The sequence below is a fragment of the Enterobacter sp. 5-4 genome (assembly GCF_000612205.1).
Lineage (GTDB): Bacteria > Pseudomonadota > Gammaproteobacteria > Enterobacterales > Enterobacteriaceae > Enterobacter > Enterobacter roggenkampii.
In genome coordinates this window covers 48,945-66,132 of the sequence record NZ_JFHW01000015.1, presented here as the reverse complement: position 1 = coordinate 66,132, position 17,188 = coordinate 48,945, and the positions used below count along the sequence as shown (strand labels likewise).

Below are 17,188 nucleotides of genomic sequence, written 5' to 3'. Positions count from 1 at the left end.
TCACCTCGGATTGGCTGGTGGCGATGTTGGAACGGCAGCCGAAGGAACGGCCCCAGGCTGTTTTAAATCGTCCAGTGACTCATTCTGACTTTCGGCGTTTTCATGCAGGATGGCCTGCTCCGCCTGCTGGTTCAGCACTAAAAGACTGATACGACGGTTGATGGCATCATCCGGCCCGCGGTCGGAAACGCGCATGGTTGCGGCCATGCCGACTACGCGCAGTACCTTGCCATCATCAAGCCCACCTGCCACCAGCTCGCGGCGCGAGGCGTTGGCACGGTCGGCAGAAAGTTCCCAGTTGCTGTATCCCTTCTCCCCACTGGCGTACGGGAAATCATCCGTGTGGCCTGACAGGCTGATTCGGTTAGGAATGCCGTTCAGCACCGGTGCAATGGCACGCAGAATATCGCGCATGTACGGTTCGACTTCCGCACTCCCGGTTTTAAACATCGGGCGGTTCTGGCTGTCGATAATCTGGATACGCAGCCCTTCCTGCACCAGGTCAATCTTCAGATGCGGTCGCAGCGCGCGCAGCTTCGGATCCGCTTCAATCAGCTGATCGAGATCGCCACGCAGTTTTTTCAGCCGCGCCTGTTCCATCTTTCGTTTCAGCTCGTCGATGTTCGGCTCTTTTTTCACCTCACCCTTCTGCTGGGTGTAATCATCGCCGCCGCCCGGGATCGGGCTTTCGCTGTTAGAGATACGCGGCCCGCCGGCCACCGCCGTTGCCAGCGGCGTGCGGAAATATTCGGCAATCTGGATCAGCTCTTTTGGGCTGGAGATGGAGATCAGCCACATCACCAGAAAGAACGCCATCATTGCGGTCATAAAATCGGCGTACGCGATTTTCCACGAGCCGTGGGCGCCATGCCCACCGCCCTTGTGCTTGCGTTTTTTTACGATGACGATCGGATGGGACTGGTTTTTCATGCGTCCTCAGTTGTCGTCTGTTGGTTTGGGTTTTTCACCGCACGCACGTGTTCTTCAAGCTCGATAAACGACGGACGCTCGCTGGAGTAAAGCGTTTTACGGCCAAACTCAACCGCGATCGGTGGCGCATAACCGTTGAGGTTAGAGAGCAGCGTGATCTTCACACACTGCATCATTTTGGTGGTTTCCGCGCTCTTCTGGCGCAGCACGCTGGCCAGCGGAGAGATAAAGCCGTACGCCAGCAAAATACCGAGGAAGGTGCCCACCATCGCATGGGCAATCAGCGCGCCGAGCTCGGCTGCCGGACGGTCCGCTGAGGCCAGGGCGTGCACCACCCCCATGACCGCAGCAACGATACCGAATGCCGGAAGCGAGTCGCCGACCAGCGCCAGGCTGTTAGCCGGCACTTCCGATTCGCTTTCATGGGTTTCAATCTCTTCATCCATCAGCGCTTCGATTTCGAAGGTATTCATGTTGCCGCTGATGATCAGTCGCAGATAGTCGACGATGAAATCCAGCATCATGGCATCAGCAAGAATGCGCGGATAGCTGGCAAAAATTTCGCTCTCTTTCGGGTTTTCAATATCCCGCTCAAGCGAGAACATGCCCTGCTGACGCGACTTCGCCATCAGGCGATAGAGCAGTGCCAGCAGATCCATATACATGCTTTTGGTGTATTTTGAGCGACGGAACAGCAATGGAATTGCTTTCAGCGTGCCCTTGATCGATTTACCGTTGTTGCCAACGATAAAAGCCCCTACCCCTGCGCCGCCGATGATAATAAGTTCAGCCGGTTGATAGAGTGCTCCAAGGTGCCCGCCGGTCATCATGTAACCGCCGAAAACTGTACCGAGAACTACCAGGTAACCTAATAAGATAAGCACGACATCATCCTTCCGCTAGTGACTATGGCAAGGACGTCCAGCTCGCAGCGTTGACCGTTCGCGGGGTAAAAAAAAGCAGCGGTAATCGCTTACCGCTGCTGGAATCTTTCCCACACGTTCGGGTTAAACAGCTTGTTCGATCTGTTCATCCAGCAGTTGTGGAATAATATCGGCAGCATCCCGGGAAAGTTTACGTCTTTTTACTGCACGGGAAGGAGGCTGACATAAACTACAGGCGAAGCTGCCTGCAGGTTGGTGAGCATGGGTAATAAAATTGCCGTTGCAGCAGTTGCAGCGCGACAGCTCAAGCATTCCGCTCTCAACAAAACGCACCAGCGTCCATGCGCGGGTCAGCGCCAGCAGAGGACCTTCTTCCTGCTGTGGGCATTGTTCAAGGTAAAGTTTGTAGGCTTTGATCACGGCGTCAACGCCGCTACACAAACCGGTTTTGAGAAGATACTGCCAGGCATTACAGAACATGGAAGCGTGAATATTCTGCTCCCACGTCATAAACCAGTCGGTAGAAAACGGCAGCATGCCTTTCGGCGGGGGACTACCACGTAACTCTTTGTACAGTTTGATGAGACGACCACGGCTCAACTGCGTCTCGCTTTCCAGCATTTGTAAACGAGCACCCAGTGTAATCAGCTCCATGGCCAACTGTATGTCACGCGCTTCCTGAACAATGCTTTTCTCGCTCATTGCTAGGCCCTTTTCTTACGGGCTACGTCATCAGGCTGGCTGATTTCGTTAAGCAAGCGAGTAGAGAGAAGAATACCGGTATGGATCTGTTGAAGATCGTCTACACGGGACTCCTGCGTCAGACGCGTTATAGTCTGAGAGTCATCAAAACGGAACTGGCAAACCAGTTGATTCGTTTCAGCCAGTTTAACCATCTGCGGGAGGGTTAAACCACCCAGCATGGTTGCCATCTCTTCGTTAATACCCAGACGAAACATCGCGGACGCCTTGTCCTGACTAATCAAACGCTGCGCGAGCAGTAAATACGACAAATTGATGTCATAGATATGTTTTAGCAACTCGGATGTATGCATTGTTCCCATCCCGAATAACCAACTATTATTTTTATGCGGAAAGACCGCACCCCGTGATGTCGCCGGGAAATCACCCGGTATAAAAAAGAAAAGGCTAAATGCATAGTTGAATTTAGGTTTGTATTCATCGAAACGCGTAAGAGAGGAAACGCGAATGCGTCTCTTACATGTTTTATCATTTCTTACAAATAACTAAGATTTTTCCTAATTCGACGCAAACTCTACTCGTCAGTTTTGACACATACAATCCAGCCATCCTCAAATTTAAAAAAAATGTGATCTACGTCACACAATTTAAGTGAATATGACCCATAAATCCATCAGTATGACTTGTAATTTGTTCAATTATTAACCAATCGACACTGTTTTGTATTCTTAATTGACGAATACTCATGCAGAAGGGGGATCAGAACTGGCATGCAACGTGCTTTTCCTCGGGTGGGCGTCGCGCGGAAACATTTACATCATTCACCCCTCCGGGAAACATTTTTCTTACTGTGAAAAAACATAGAGTTATGCAGGCAGCCCAAAAAAGATGTTTCAGAGCGTGATCATTCGAAATGATTTTGTAACGCATCAAAACGATTCAACAGTCAAGGCATAAAATTGTGTGATTTACGTTAAGTTGTTAATTTTTTTCATTTAGGCGCATTTTTCAGTTATTCTTCTTATAAGAATAATTAATGAATAATTATGATAAGCTTCACACTAATGTCGTAATCAGCCCTTGCAGAACCCGGAAAATCGCGGTAAAGGTGATCAAACGCTGTCAGTCAGACACCCAAGGAGTGCGCCATGAGTTACTCCCATCTACTTGTTTCTGTTGCCGTTTCCCCAGAAAGCCATCAACTCGTCGCCCGGGCAGTTTCCATTGCCAGACCTCACAATGCCCGCATCAGCCTCATCACGCTTGCGGCCGAACCCGAGATGTATAATCAGCTGGCTGCCCCCATGCTGGAGGATATTCGTGAGGTACTTCAGGAGGAAACGCAGCAATTTCTGCGCGAGCTGGTCGAAAAGGCACACTATCCTGTCTATGAAACTGTAATTGCGACAGGAGAACTTAATGCCCATATTCTCGACATGTGTCGTAAACAGAATATTGATTTAGTGATATGCGGGAATCATAACCACAGCTTTTTATCGCGCGCGGCCTGCGCGGCGAAATCCATTGTCGCATCAAGTCAGGTTGACGTGTTATTAGTGCCGCTTGGGGGGCGTTAACCCCCCAGGGAAATATCAGGCAAGTTTAGGGAAAGTTGCGATCTTTTTTTGTAAATCGCCTTCATGGCTTTGTGGGGCGATATCGCGGAGATCCTGAATAAAACGCGCCTGCCAGTGGTTAATATCGTTCATCCGGATCGTCTCCATCATTTCAGCATGGCGGGAAATACGTTCCGTGAGCGGCATGGTCAGCGCGCGGTTCAGGGCATTCGCCACGTCATCGCGATCGTAAGGGTTAACGATAAGCGCCGACGTGAGCTCATTCGCGGCCCCGGCAAACTGGGAAAGCACCAGAACACCCGGATCGGCGGGATCCTGCGCTGCCACGTATTCTTTCGCGACCAGGTTCATCCCGTCGCGCAGCGGCGTCACCAGGCCAACGTCCGCATAGCGGAAGACCTTCATCAGGATCTTGCGGTCGAAGTGCTGATTCAGATAAAACAGCGGCGTCCAGCCCAGCTGCCCGTAACGGCCATTAATGCGCCCGGCTTCTGTCTCCAGCTGATGGCGAATATCCTGATAGGCCTGAACCTCACCGCGCGACGTCGGCGCTATCTGGGTATAGCGAATTTTACCGTGGTGCTCCGGATATTTATCCAGCAGCGTTTCATACGCCAGGAAGCGTTCCGGCAGCCCTTTAGAATAATCAAGACGCTCGACCGAGAAGATATTTTTCACGTGCTTGAGTTCATTCTTAAGCTGCGCCAGCTTCGGCGGCAGCGGGCCGGAGGCCTGCTCCGCGATTTCGTCAGGTTCAATCCCTATTGGATACACTTCGGTGTGGAACGTTTTTCCCCACGCCGTATGGGTTTTCCCGCCTTTGGTCACCAGACGCGCTTTCCCTGACACGGAGTCAAGGAATGCCAGTCGGTCATTTTCCGTCTGGAAGCCCAGCAAATCGTAGTCACACAGCGCCTCCAGCAGCTCTTCATGCGGCGGCAGCGCGGTAAAAATTTCCGGCGTCGGGAACGGGATGTGCAGGAAGAAGCCAATCCGGTTATTCACTCCCCTCTTTCGCAACTCTCTGGCGAACGGCAGCAGGTGATAATCGTGGATCCATAAAATATCGTCTTCTTCTATTAAAGGCAGCAGTTTATCCGCCAGCAGCGCATTCACGCGCGCGTAGCCTTCGAAGGATTCACGCTGGAATTTGACCAGGTCAAGGCGATAGTGAAACGCCGGCCACAGGACGGCATTCGAGAACTGCGAGTAATACTCGTCGTAGTCTTTCTCTTTCAGTGCAAACGACGCCCACGTGATATTCCCGCGCGTCACTTTTGTGAGCGGTTTCTCTTCTTCACTGATTTCTCCGCTCCAGCCAAACCACAGCCCGCCAGCGGCTTTCAAGGCACCTAACACCCCTACCGCCAGGCCACCCGCACTGGCTTTTTTATCATCAGGCGGTGCGATTCGGTTAGAGACGACGACTAAGCGACCCATAATGGTTTCCCCCTTTGTTTTGCGCTATTTGTTGTTGTTGCTGGTTAGCGATATCAGATACCCACTGCCAGACGCTGGCGACATCCGCCAGCCGCCATTCGGCGACAGTGTCACCAGGCCCTACCTTAACGGCGATCCCTCCGGCCTGATTAACCACACGGAACCCGGCCTCGTCGGTCAGGTCATCCCCAAAGAAAACAGGCGTCCGGCCCTTAAATGGCGCCTCCGCCATAAATGCGGTGATGGCTGCGCCTTTATTAATCCCCTTCGGCTTTAACTCCACCACGCATTTGCCCGGCTGCAGCGCCAGCTGTGGATGCGCATCCGCAACCGTCTGAGCAAGCGCGAGCACGGCATCTCCGTGCTGCGGTGCCTGGCGATAATGCAGGGCAAAGGCCATGCCTTTGGCTTCCAGTTCGGTGCCAGGCAGGTCGGCCAGCGCAGCAGAGAGCCGCTTCTGGAGCGTTTGCGTAAGTGCGTCGGGGAGTGAAACGATATGCGTTTGATCATGGATGTCGCGGCGCTCCGCTCCGTGTACACCGGCCAGCGGAAAGTGGTATGGACTGGCGAGCAGATCCAGCTCGGCCATTGAGCGCCCTGATATCAATGCCAGTGCTCCCTCATTCATGAGCGAGAGCTGATGCAAATCCTGTAACACCGCCTCCGGAATAGACACCTGATCGGGGTGCGGTTTTATCCCGGCGAGCGTGCCGTCGAGATCAAAAAAGAAAGCATAATGTCCGGGCAGTACAGGCGGTGCGGTTAACAAGTCAGCCACCCTTTTCCTCCTTACGGTTGACGAGAGGTAAACGCCTTTACCTCTTTCATAGCCATGTAAGTATAGACAGTGTGACGTCGCTCGCCATTTGACAACCGCCCCGTCAGTTTTACTGGCGGGGCGGTGAAGGGGTCAACTATGGTTATAAGTTGAGCAATAAAAGAGGTGCAAAACGGTTACACGGTACGCTTCGCTTTTTGCTTGTAACGGTCGAAAATCACCGCTGCCAGCAGGATCAGACCACGCACCACGTACTGCGAGAACGGCGAAATATTCAGCAGGTTCATGGCGTTCTCTACCGTGCCCAAAATCAGGATACCGGCCACCACATATGAGATTTTTCCGATGCCGCCCTTGAGGGAAACGCCCCCTAACACGCAGGCCGAAATAACGATCAGCTCATAACCGATAGAGGTCATTGGCTGGCCGCTGGTCATACGCGACGCCAGAATAATCCCCGCCGCGGCAGAAACGAGCCCCGAGAGCACAAAGATAATAATCTTGGTGCGCACCACCGGCACCCCGGCCAGACGGGCGGCCTCTTCGTTACCGCCAATCGCCAGCGTATTACGGCCAAAGGTGGTCCGGTTAAGCAGGAAGCCGAACAGGATCAGGCAGGCCACGGTCAGCCAGATAGGCGCAGGCAGACCCAGCCAGTTGGCGTAACCCAGCGTAAAGAAACGCTCGTCTTCAATCCCCACCGCTTTACCGTCGGAGATGATATAGGCCAGCCCGCGGACAATTTGCATTGTCGCAAGCGTCGTGATCAGGGCGTTAATCTTCAGGCGCGCGATAACAAAACCGTTCACCAGGCCGCTGATGACGCCGAGTAACAGACCGGCAAAAACGCCAATCCACAGGCTCTCCGTCATGTTGATCACCACGGCCGTCGTAACGCCTGCACAGGCAATCACCGACGCCACCGACAGGTCAAAATCGCCGGAGGCCAGACAGAACAGCATCCCGCAGGCCACCATCCCGGACATGGAGATGGCGAGACCCAGCCCCTTCATATTAATGAAGGTGGCAAAGTTGGGGACAAAGATCGCGCAGGCGACGAACAGTGCGGCAAACACCACCAGCATGCCGTACTGATCCCAGATACGCCCAACGCTCAACGCCGACTTCGACTTCGGCACTCCGGATGTAGTAACAGAGGACATCATTAACTCCTTACTCAGGCGACGGCCTGGCTAACTTTAGGCATGGCGAGGTTCAACGCCTGTTGTTCATTCGCCTGTTCATGAAGTAATTCGCCGGCAATTTCGCCTTCACGCATCACCACAATGCGGTCGGCCACGCCCAGCACCTCCGGCAGATCGCTGGAGGCGAAAAGCACCGCCACGCCGCGTTTTGCCAGCTCATAGATCACGTTATAAATCTCGTGTTTTGCCCCCACGTCGATACCGCGCGTCGGCTCATCCAGCAAGATGACCTTCATATCCTCCGACAGCCAGCGGCCCAGAATGGCCTTCTGCTGGTTTCCGCCTGACAGATTCATGATCAGCTGTTCCGGACCCGGCGTTTTGATATTCAGTGAACGAATATGGTGGTCGGCATTACTCGACTCCCAGCTATCGTTTATCAGGCAACCTGCGCGAATAAACTTACGGCGGGCGGAAATATTGATGTTGTCGCGTACCGAGTGCACCGGAATAATGCCCTCTGCTTTCCGGTCTTCCGGACAGAGCATCATTCCCGCCCCGATCGCGTGGGCCGGTTTCTGAATGTCTACCCGCTCGCCGTCAATGGAGACCTGCCCATCGGTAATACGGGTACCGCCGAACAGCCCTTTCATCAATTCGCTACGCCCCGCGCCTACCAGACCAAACAGGCCGACGATTTCACCGCTGCGTACGGATAACGAAATCGGCGTTCTGACGCCCGGCGCTTTTACGCTATCGAGGCGCAGACGCTCAGGGCCGTACTGGCGAGGCTGCCAGTGATAGATATCACCCAGATCGCGTCCGACCATCGCCTGAACAAGCTGGTCATGGTTCACCTGCGCCATGTCGGTAAAGGTGCGCACATAGCGTCCATCTTTAAACACGGTGATGGCATCGCTGAGAGCAAATATCTCTTCCATGCGGTGCGAAACGTACAAAATCGTCCGGCCTTCCTGACGCAATTCGCGGATCACGCGGAACAGATTTTCGATTTCACGCTTAGAGAGCGAACTGGTGGGTTCATCGAAGGCAATTATTCTGGCGTTACGCGCCAGCGCCTTGGCAATTTCAACCATCTGCCACTGGCCGATGGAGAGATATTTCAGCGGCGTCTGGGGATCGACGTCCAGCCCCAGGTGTTTTAGCTGCAGCCCCGCTTCATAATTAAGTAGCGAACGATTCACCACGCCGCCTTTGTGCGGGAGCTGTCCTAAATAGATGTTTTCCGCCACGGTCATCTCAGGGATGAGGTGCAGCTCCTGATAGATAATGGCTACCCCGGCATTGAGCGCCGCCGTGGTATCGGCAAAAGCGACCTCTTCGCCGCGGATCGCCAGCGTGCCGGTCGTGGGCGAGTAGTTGCCGCTGAGGATTTTCAATAGCGTGGATTTTCCCGCACCGTTTTCCCCCATCAGGGCATGAACCTGGCCGGCATAGCAGTCGAAGCTGATATCGGTCAGCGCGTTAACACCGGGGAAGGTTTTCCCGATGCCGCGAAAAGAGAGATACGGATCAGACTGTCGCATAACGTCTCCGTGATTCCTGTAGTGTGTACGTCAGGCCCCTCACGCAGGATGAGGGGCACAATCACCGCGTATTACTTCCCGCCCAGTCCTTTTTTCGCCAGCTCCTCTTTGAAGTTGTCGCGGGTGATGAGCACCACGTCGGTCACTTCGGTAAATTTCGGCGGTTCAGCTCCTTTGGTGACCCAGTTGTAGAGCATCTCGCTGGATTTATAGCCGTGAACGTCCGGGCTTGGCAGCAGTGAGCCGTAGAAGCCGGTGGCCTGCGCTTTGGACAGCTCGCTGACGGCGTCAACGCCGTTGATGCCAATCCCGATCACGTCAGGTGCCTTGAAGCCCTGACCTTCCGTCGCGCGCACGCCGCCCAGCACGGTGTTGTCGTTCATGCCGACCACCAGCCAGTGTTTGACCTCCGGATGCTGAACCAGCATGGAGTTGGCGGCGTCGAAAGCGCCCGGGATATCGTTAGATTTGGTGGGGACTTTGTAGATTTGTTTTTCCGGGAAGCCGGCCGCCTTCAGCGCGTCCATTGACCCGGTTGTACGACGACGCGCCGTGTCCAGCTCATCCGCTGTAATAGCCATCACTGCGGTCTCTTTGACGTCCCAGCCGCGTTTTTGCATCTCTTTATAGAGTTCCTGGCCCTGACGTTCGCCGATTTTTGTCGCGGCCATCATGACCAGCGGGACGCTGTCCATCGGCTTGCCTTTGGCGTTCACGAACTGATCGTCAACGGCAATGACCTTCATGTCGTAACCGCGGGCTTTTGCCGCGATGGCCGAGCCCAGCTTTGGATCCGGCGTACAGATAACGAAGCCTTTCGCACCGCTGGCCGCCAGGCTGTCGATGGCGTTCAGGGTTTTCTCACCGTCAGGCACGGCGATTTTAATCACTTCAAAACCTAAATCTTTCCCGGCCTTATCGGCGAATTTCCACTCCGTCTGGAACCAGGGCTCTTCGGGCTGTTTTACCAAAAAACCGAGTTTTAAATTCTCAGCAATAGCGGATTGTGACATAACGGCAGCCAGACCGATGGCCGCCAGCGCTTTAGTAAATTTGTGCATGGTAAACTCCAGCTTTAGCTTTCTTTTCTGTAGGGAATATGTGCGTGCTTCTTATTTAATCGGACTTAAAACAAGGCATTAGCGCTTACCTCGTTATAAGCGTTATTGCTGGTGATAGTTTTAGCGGGAAATTAATCATCCATAAGAGAGCCCCATCACACCGCAGAATTACAGTAATTGCGTACATAAATTCAGCGAAAAATGACATAAAAAAGGCAGTATTTGTCAGACAAATGAAATGAGGGTAAGCAGGATTATCCATAAGATTAGCTAAGATATCCCTGATGCCCCGGATCGGGCACGAGAACGCCGGACGTCAGAAAAGTGCAGTATGTTTTTCATCAAAAATGCCACACGCACTGAAAATTATTTACTCCACAGAATTTGATTTAGCGCAATTTTATTAATGCACCTGATATACGGAATAATTAATCCGTGATTCATTTTTTTACAGAGCATTATTCCGGTTTAATATTCCCGAAAGAGTAACAGCATATCTCTTCGATAAAAAATGTTGATTATCAGTGGATTATCTAAACATTGTTCTATGGCGAGCTAATTGTATTTCTGTACTATATTAAAGTTTGTAATGTATGGTAAACACAGCCAATTTAAGAGTTTTCTTAGACCAAAGACAAGGGTATGCTTATTTATATCGAACACAGGAAGTGAATTTCGGTCGACTTCGTTTACTGCAGAAAGCGTATTTCTGCTCTTTTTCTTCGTACTTGCCTGGTGCTCAGGTTAAGCAACGGACATCACGTCCCACCGTCAATAAGGATATGAGTATGGCTACCCAAACGATGATGCAAAAACTTAACGCGCAGATGAACCTTGAGTTCTACGCCTCCAACCTGCACCTTCACTTAAGTGCCTGGTGCGCTGAGAATAGCCTCACGGGCTCTGCCACCTTCTTTCGCTCTCAGGCACAAAGTAACGTCACCCATATGATGCGCGTTTTTAACTTCCTGAAAGCTGCAGGGGCAAACCCTGTCGTTAAAGCCCTTGATGGGATAAACGAGAGCTACTCTTGTCTGGAAGAACTGTTTCAGAAAACGCTTGAAGAGTATGAACAACGCTGCAGCACCCTCAACAAACTGGCCGATGAAGCCAAAGCGCAGCAGGACATTACGACGCTCAGATTCTTACGCGATATGGATAAAGAGCAGCAGCAGGATGGCCTGCTGCTGAAGACGCTGGCGGATGAGCTGCATAACGCGCAGCAGGCAGGCTTATGTCCTGAGCAAACCGACCGTCACCTGCTCGACATTGTGGCGGTGCAGCACCACTGAGTTTTTGGCCTGCTTCCGTCCCGGGGAGCAGGTCCCCTTCCCCTCTCCAACCTTCTGCTTTTGCTGAAATTTAACAAATCAGATCTGGCTCCCAATGATTAACCACACAACGTGTGATGATTTATTTAATTACATAATCATTGACGAGGGAGCATCATGATCACCATTGAGTTTGTTGTCATTCTCCTCTGCCTGCTGACGGGTACGCGTTTCGGCGGTATGGGGCTTGGGTTAATCAGCGGTATTGGTCTTTTTATTTTATGTTTCGTCTTTGGTCTGCAGCCGGGTAAACCGCCGGTTGACGTCATGCTGACCATCCTCGCGGTGATTGGCTGTGCCGCTACCCTGCAAACGGCGGGCGGTCTCAACGTCATGATGCAGTTTGCGGAACGCCTGCTGCGCAAACACCCGCAGCACATCACCCTGCTCGCCCCGTTTACCACCTGGATGCTGACCTTTCTGTGCGGCACCGGCCATGTGGTCTACACCATGTTCCCGATTATTGCATCGCCCTGAAAAAAGGGATCCGTCCGGAGCGCCCTATGGCCGTGGCGTCGGTCGCGTCGCAGATGGCCATCACGGCCTCCCCCGTTTCCGTTGCCGTCGTGTCGCTGGTGTCCATCCTGGCGGCCCAGCATGGGATCGGCCACGCGTGGGGAATTCTGGAAATTCTCGCCGTGTCGGTTCCCGCTTCACTTTTCGGCGTGGCTATTGCTGCACTGTGGAGTTTACGCCGCGGGAAAGATTTGGCGGACGACATGGAGTTTCAGGAAAAGCTAAAAGATCCTAAGCAGCGCGAGTTTATCTACGGCGGAACAGAGACGTTAATGAATCAGCGTTTCCCAAAACAGGCCTACTGGTCCACGTGGATTTTCTTTGCCGGCATTGCCGTGGTCGTTCTGCTGGGGGCCTTCCCTGAGCTGCGCCCCGCCTTTGAACTGAAAGGCAAAATGACGGCGCTGTCGATGAACCTTGTCATCCAGATGATGATGCTAATTGCGGGTGCCGTGATGCTGATGGCCTGTAAGGTCAATGCCTCCGCGATTTCCAACGGCGCGGTATTCAAGGCCGGTATGGTTGCGATCTTCTCGGTATTCGGCGTGGCGTGGATGAGCGATACCTTTTTCCAGGCGCATCTCGACGAGTTAAAGCTGGCCCTGGAAGGCGTGGTGAAAAGCCACCCGTGGACATATGCGATTGTGCTGTTTCTGGTGTCAAAACTGGTGAACAGCCAGGCGGCGGCGCTGACGGCGGTGGCGCCGATGGGGTTGATGTTGGGCATCGACCCGAAAATGCTGATCGCCTTTTTCCCGGCGTCTTACGGCTATTTTGTCCTGCCGACCTATCCCAGCGATTTGGCCTGCATCGGCTTTGACCGGTCAGGCACGACCCGCATCGGTAAATTTATCATCAACCACAGCTTTATTTTGCCAGGGCTGATTGGGGTAAGCTGCGCGTGTGCCGCGAGCTACCTGCTGGTCCAGACGTTCTTCTGATAACATCAAAGGGCGACGCATGCCGTCGCCCATTTCCCTGCGTCAGTGGGACTCACCCTGCGGCGTGAATCGCAGCTCGATCAGCGCGATGGCTTTCTGGATCGCACGAAGCGTTACCGGGTCAGCGGCAGCAGGATGGCTGGCGAAGTCGATGTTTTTCAGCTGGGTAGACATCTTCTCGCGCACTTCAACCGGCGCAATCACGTCCAGAACATCCAGGATTTGCTTGATAACCAGCTGGCAGGCGACAACGTCAGAGACCAGTTCCTGATCGGCGCTCAGGTTTTGTGACATGGGGTTTCTCCTTATTTAAAGGCCGCCATAGTATCAAAACACGCCCCCTGACATCTTCCCTTCAACGTCTGCAGGTATAAAAAAACCTGCCGAAGCAGGTTTTTTTATCAGAACATGGCGCCCGGCGGCACGTCTTTGAACGTGCGGCAGTAATTGGCCCACATACTTTTCAGGATTTTGCGCAGTTTCACAGTGATGCTCCATCAACGTGTTATACAACTTTATCGTCAATGCGCTTATAATATGACCACCATCACAAAAATCAATGTTTTTGTGATAGAAATCACAATTTAATCAGAGTGGGTCTCATCGCGTTCACCATCAACCCGTTGCGAAGAGTGAGGGCAGATTGTCCGGCTATTCCAGCCATTGCGGCGGGCATCTGCGGGTACGATAACGTATTTCCATCCACTCAGAGCGAACCATGAAAAGAGTCATTGTAGCCGGCACACTCCTCCTGCTCGCGGGGTGCAGCATTAACCGCCAGGCTGAAGTCAGCAGCCTCGATGCGCCGAACGGCATCGTCCGCCTTAACTACGGTCAGGCAGCGCTGCAAAATGCGTATTCCGATGAGTATGTGAATAACGGTACGGCGGCAAAAGCGTGTCAGAGTATGGGGTACGCCACGGCCTCAGCCTATGGTCAGCCCATTAAAACCTGCACCCTCATTAGCGGCTCGTTGTGTCTGAACGAGAGCGTGACTATCCAGTATAAATGTATGGGTTATGCCGTGAACCCTAAGTCAAACAATCCGTGGTATTAATCCAGACTGCCAGCGCAGGCTGGCAGTTTATTTCATTACGAACAAAAACAATTCTCATTAATAAATGATAAAATCGCCAATGAGTTTTATTCCCATTCGTATTTTAAATATATAAAATAAATATTTTACGTTTTGCAAATAATTAAATAACAAATTATAGTGTCGCTCATTGTGAACCAGAAATAATAACCCGGAGCGCCACCATGCTGAAAACTGAAATGATCGACAAGCTCAACGCACAAATGAATCTTGAGCTGTATTCATCCCTTCTCTACCAGCAGATGAGCGCCTGGTGCAGCTATCACAGCTTTGAAGGCGCTGCCGCGTTTCTGCGTCGTCACGCGCAGGAAGAGATGACGCACATGCAGCGTCTGTTTGATTATCTGACGGATACCGGCAGCCTGCCGCGCATTGAAACCGTGGCATCTCCATTTGCTGAATATAATTCTCTCGATGAACTGTTCCGCGCCACCTACGAGCACGAGCAGCTGATCACCCAGAAAATTAACGAACTGGTTCATGCCGCGATGACCAGCCAGGATTATCCAACCTTCAATTTCCTGCAGTGGTATGTCGCCGAACAGCATGAAGAAGAGAAGCTGTTTAAATCCGTGCTGGATAAATTATCTCTGGTGGGGAAATCAGGCGAAGGTCTTTACTTTATTGATAAAGAACTTTCCACGCTGGATACGCAGAATTAATTTCAGCGCGGTGCGGGTTCCCTGCACCGCGTTAATTTACATACACCCAGCGCAGCTGGTACAGCGCCAGTCGTGAGGATTCACGGCCTGGTAAAAATAGCGGTAGCTGGCCGTCTCCAGCGCAATACCCATCTCGTAGAACATATCCGTCAACCAGTCGACATTCGCTATGATCCACTCATCTTCCTGTAAGCCTTGTGCAAAGGTCTCATCCTCAGGATCAATAACCGAATAGATTCCCCAGGTGCCCATATCTTTTTCGCGGCGGGACTCCGGAAGTATCAGGGGCTGGTTCTGCCAGTGGATTATCCAGTGGCCATGGCACAACAGGTTGCCTCCACGGCTCCATGCCGCGGTAAAAGGATTCTCCTCCGCCATAAAACCCTCACTTTATTTGATAATTTGTATTTATTGTTTACGTTACGCCGAAATGTTGCTCAGCAACATTGCCCTCTTGTAGTAGGCGGAAGCCTATAAAGGGTCAGAGGAACATTAATGTGTAAAACATTCATTACACCACTTGTAACGGTGATTTGACGAGTTACGGCTTTTCCCTTACTCTGCGCCGCAGATTTTGTCGCGGTTAAGAAGCGTTGTAGAGGAAAGCGTGAAAAACAGAACTCTGGGAAGTATTTTTATCGTCGCCGGAACGACGATTGGCGCAGGAATGCTGGCAATGCCTCTGGCAGCCGCGGGCGTGGGATTTGGCATGACCCTGCTGCTGCTGGGGACGCTCTGGGCGCTGATGTGCTACACCGCCCTGCTGTTGCTTGAGGTTTACCAGCATGTGCCCGCCGATACCGGTCTGGGTTCCCTCGCGGCGCGCTACCTGGGACGCTACGGCCAGTGGATAACCGGCTTCAGCATGATGTTCCTGATGTACGCCCTGACCGCCGCCTACATCAGCGGGGCCGGGGAGCTGATCGCCTCAAGCGTTAACGACTGGTTTGGCTCTGACATTACCCCGGCGACGGGCGCCATCTTCTTTGCGCTCATCGGCGGCGGCGTGGTCTGTGTGGGAACATCGCTGGTCGATCTGTTTAACCGTTTCCTGTTCAGCGCCAAAATTCTGTTCCTGATTGTCATGCTGGTCCTGCTGGCACCGCATGTTCATCAGGTCAATCTGCTGACGCTGCCGCTGGAAAAAGGGCTGGCGCTTTCCGCCATCCCGGTCATTTTCACCTCGTTTGGCTTCCACGGCAGCGTGCCGAGCATCGTCAGCTATATGAACGGCGATATTCGCAAGCTGCGCCGCGTCTTTGTTATCGGCAGCGCGATCCCGCTGATTGCCTACATTTTCTGGCAGCTGGTGACCCTGGGCAGCATCGACTCTTCAACCTTTATTGGCCTGATGGCACAGCACGCAGGCCTGAACGGTTTTCTGCTGGCGCTGCGCGAGGTCGTCACCTCCCCGCACGTGGAGCTGGCGGTACACCTCTTTGCCGACCTGGCGCTGGCAACCTCGTTTCTGGGCGTGGCGCTTGGCCTGTTTGACTATCTGGCCGACCTGTTCCAGCGCCGCAATACCGCCGCAGGACGATTACAGACCGGGGCCATCACCTTCCTGCCGCCGCTGGCGTTCGCGCTGTTTTATCCGCGCGGGTTTGTAATGGCGCTGGGGTATGCGGGGGTGGCGCTCTCGGTCCTTGCCCTGCTCCTCCCTTCCCTGCTGGCGTGGAAGAGCCGCCAGCAGCATCCGCAGCAGGGTTACCGCGTGGCGGGCGGAAAACCGCTGCTGTGCATTGTGTTTGGCTGTGGGGTGGTGATTATTCTGGTGCAGGTACTGATTGCGGCGGGAATGCTGCCGGAAGTGGGTTAATGAAAAAAGGGGCTGTCATCAGCCCCTTTTTTATCAGTGCAAACAGCAGCTCTTGAACTTCTTCCCGCTGCCGCAAGGACACGGATCGTTACGCCCAACCTTCGTGCCGTTCACCATCGGCTTCTTCACCTCCGGCTGCTGCGGATTGTTCACCCAGTAGTTATACAAGCGCAGCGCCGCAGGCTGAATACGTTCAATGCTGGCGGTATATTCTTCTTCGGTCAATTCATCCAGCTGGTCGCCGATCTCTTCGCTACCGTGCAGCGCAATCACATCCAGATCGGCCTTCAGCTCGTCCGGCAAGGCTGACCAGTCCGTCAGCGCCACGCCGCGCATGTAGCCGTAGCACCACTCTTCCACCACGGTATAGCTCTCACCATCAATGTCGTTATAGCCAAACATCGGTTCAAACTGGTCCGGATATTCGCTCAGGCGCTCGGCAATATCGTTCATATGCTTAAAGCAAAGATCGATAAAACGGTTCATCTCGCGATCGTTTTTCCAGCGCGGAATGTATTTCTCGCCACCCCACACCGCCACCAGCCAGGTATCTGGCTCAACGACAACAGGACCGGAAAGCACTGCGGTAAACATGCCGTCCAGTTCAGACACGTCAAGCACTGACGCATCGTCATGACCGTAAGACATTAACGTCTCTTCAAGCCACGCCATTTCGCTTTCATTTAATGGGCCTTCAGTCATCGCTGACACTCCTGATAAAAAGGAAACGATCCTAACACATATCTCACGCCTCTCCGG

18 protein-coding genes and 1 pseudogene are annotated in these 17,188 nt (G+C 53.0%); 6 read left to right on the top strand and 13 right to left on the bottom strand.

Annotation, left to right across the window (positions count from 1 at the left end; genetic code table 11):
• The 4 genes from motB to flhD form a co-directional block, all read right to left on the bottom strand.
• Positions 1-930: a flagellar motor protein MotB gene (gene motB, locus AA74_RS0109605; protein ID WP_008500418.1), complete on the bottom strand. Its 930-nt coding sequence runs from the start codon at positions 928-930 to the stop codon at positions 1-3.
• On the bottom strand, positions 927-1,814 hold the full coding sequence (gene motA, locus AA74_RS0109600) for a flagellar motor stator protein MotA (RefSeq protein ID WP_008500417.1): 888 nt from the start codon (positions 1,812-1,814) through the stop codon (positions 927-929). Before motA ends, motB begins: the two co-directional genes overlap by 4 nt.
• A 123-nt stretch (positions 1,815-1,937) precedes the next feature.
• Positions 1,938-2,516: a flagellar transcriptional regulator FlhC gene (gene flhC, locus AA74_RS0109595; RefSeq protein WP_008500416.1), complete on the bottom strand. Its 579-nt coding sequence runs from the start codon at positions 2,514-2,516 to the stop codon at positions 1,938-1,940.
• 2 nt (positions 2,517-2,518) lie between these two features.
• Positions 2,519-2,869 (bottom strand): flagellar transcriptional regulator FlhD, encoded by a 351-nt coding sequence (gene flhD, locus AA74_RS0109590; protein ID WP_008500415.1) that lies wholly within the window; start codon positions 2,867-2,869, stop codon positions 2,519-2,521.
• Positions 2,870-3,664: 795 nt separating this feature from the next.
• Here flhD and uspC point away from each other — a divergent pair.
• A complete protein-coding gene (gene uspC / locus AA74_RS0109585) occupies positions 3,665-4,093 on the top strand; it encodes a universal stress protein UspC (RefSeq protein WP_008500414.1) in 429 nt (142 codons plus the stop codon).
• Positions 4,094-4,108: 15 nt separating this feature from the next.
• On the opposite strand, the gene otsA is transcribed toward uspC, so the two are convergent.
• From otsA to araF, 5 genes are all read right to left on the bottom strand, one after another.
• Complete coding sequence (gene otsA, locus AA74_RS0109580; RefSeq protein WP_025912277.1) at positions 4,109-5,533, bottom strand: alpha,alpha-trehalose-phosphate synthase; 1,425 nt, start codon at positions 5,531-5,533, stop codon at positions 4,109-4,111.
• A complete protein-coding gene (otsB, locus tag AA74_RS0109575) occupies positions 5,508-6,311 on the bottom strand; it encodes a trehalose-phosphatase (protein WP_025912276.1) in 804 nt (267 codons plus the stop codon). Before otsB ends, otsA begins: the two co-directional genes overlap by 26 nt.
• Positions 6,312-6,487: 176 nt before the next feature.
• Positions 6,488-7,477: an L-arabinose ABC transporter permease AraH gene (gene araH / locus AA74_RS0109570; RefSeq protein ID WP_171843394.1), complete on the bottom strand. Its 990-nt coding sequence runs from the start codon at positions 7,475-7,477 to the stop codon at positions 6,488-6,490.
• A gap of 11 nt (positions 7,478-7,488) precedes the next feature.
• The gene (araG, locus tag AA74_RS0109565) at positions 7,489-9,003 is read right to left on the bottom strand and encodes an L-arabinose ABC transporter ATP-binding protein AraG (RefSeq protein WP_025912275.1); all 1,515 of its coding nucleotides are present in this window, start codon (positions 9,001-9,003) and stop codon (positions 7,489-7,491) included.
• 71 nt (positions 9,004-9,074) lie between these two features.
• Complete coding sequence (gene araF, locus AA74_RS0109560; protein WP_008500409.1) at positions 9,075-10,064, bottom strand: arabinose ABC transporter substrate-binding protein AraF; 990 nt, start codon at positions 10,062-10,064, stop codon at positions 9,075-9,077.
• A gap of 788 nt (positions 10,065-10,852) precedes the next feature.
• On the opposite strand from araF, the gene AA74_RS0109555 reads away from it, so the two are divergent.
• Both AA74_RS0109555 and AA74_RS01000000122135 read left to right on the top strand, forming a co-directional pair.
• Complete coding sequence (locus AA74_RS0109555) at positions 10,853-11,356, top strand: non-heme ferritin-like protein (RefSeq protein WP_008500408.1); 504 nt, start codon at positions 10,853-10,855, stop codon at positions 11,354-11,356.
• A 156-nt stretch (positions 11,357-11,512) separates the two neighbouring features.
• Positions 11,513-12,852 (top strand): annotated as a pseudogene (locus AA74_RS01000000122135) (anaerobic C4-dicarboxylate transporter).
• A gap of 42 nt (positions 12,853-12,894) precedes the next feature.
• Here AA74_RS01000000122135 and AA74_RS0109545 read toward each other — a convergent pair.
• A complete protein-coding gene (locus tag AA74_RS0109545) occupies positions 12,895-13,146 on the bottom strand; it encodes a DUF2766 family protein (RefSeq protein ID WP_008500405.1) in 252 nt (83 codons plus the stop codon).
• A gap of 107 nt (positions 13,147-13,253) precedes the next feature.
• Entirely contained in the window at positions 13,254-13,337 is an 84-nt protein-coding gene (azuC, locus tag AA74_RS1000000123405) for a stress response protein AzuC (protein ID WP_014884364.1), read from the bottom strand.
• 233 nt (positions 13,338-13,570) lie between these two features.
• Between azuC and yecR the strand changes: the two genes are divergently transcribed.
• On the top strand, positions 13,571-13,909 hold the full coding sequence (gene yecR / locus AA74_RS0109535; protein WP_021240460.1) for a YecR family lipoprotein: 339 nt from the start codon (positions 13,571-13,573) through the stop codon (positions 13,907-13,909).
• 203 nt (positions 13,910-14,112) lie between these two features.
• Positions 14,113-14,610: a non-heme ferritin gene (gene ftnA / locus AA74_RS0109530; protein WP_008500403.1), complete on the top strand. Its 498-nt coding sequence runs from the start codon at positions 14,113-14,115 to the stop codon at positions 14,608-14,610.
• Positions 14,611-14,646: 36 nt separating this feature from the next.
• Here the strand turns inward: ftnA and AA74_RS0109525 are convergent, their stop codons facing one another.
• A complete protein-coding gene (locus AA74_RS0109525; protein ID WP_025912274.1) occupies positions 14,647-14,988 on the bottom strand; it encodes a hypothetical protein in 342 nt (113 codons plus the stop codon).
• Positions 14,989-15,217: 229 nt separating this feature from the next.
• Between AA74_RS0109525 and tyrP the strand changes: the two genes are divergently transcribed.
• A complete protein-coding gene (tyrP, locus tag AA74_RS0109520) occupies positions 15,218-16,429 on the top strand; it encodes a tyrosine transporter TyrP (protein ID WP_025912273.1) in 1,212 nt (403 codons plus the stop codon).
• Between the two features lie 33 nt (positions 16,430-16,462).
• Here tyrP and AA74_RS0109515 read toward each other — a convergent pair whose 3' ends face one another.
• Complete coding sequence (locus AA74_RS0109515; protein WP_023293977.1) at positions 16,463-17,131, bottom strand: YecA family protein; 669 nt, start codon at positions 17,129-17,131, stop codon at positions 16,463-16,465.
• Positions 17,132-17,188: the final 57 nt, after the last annotated feature.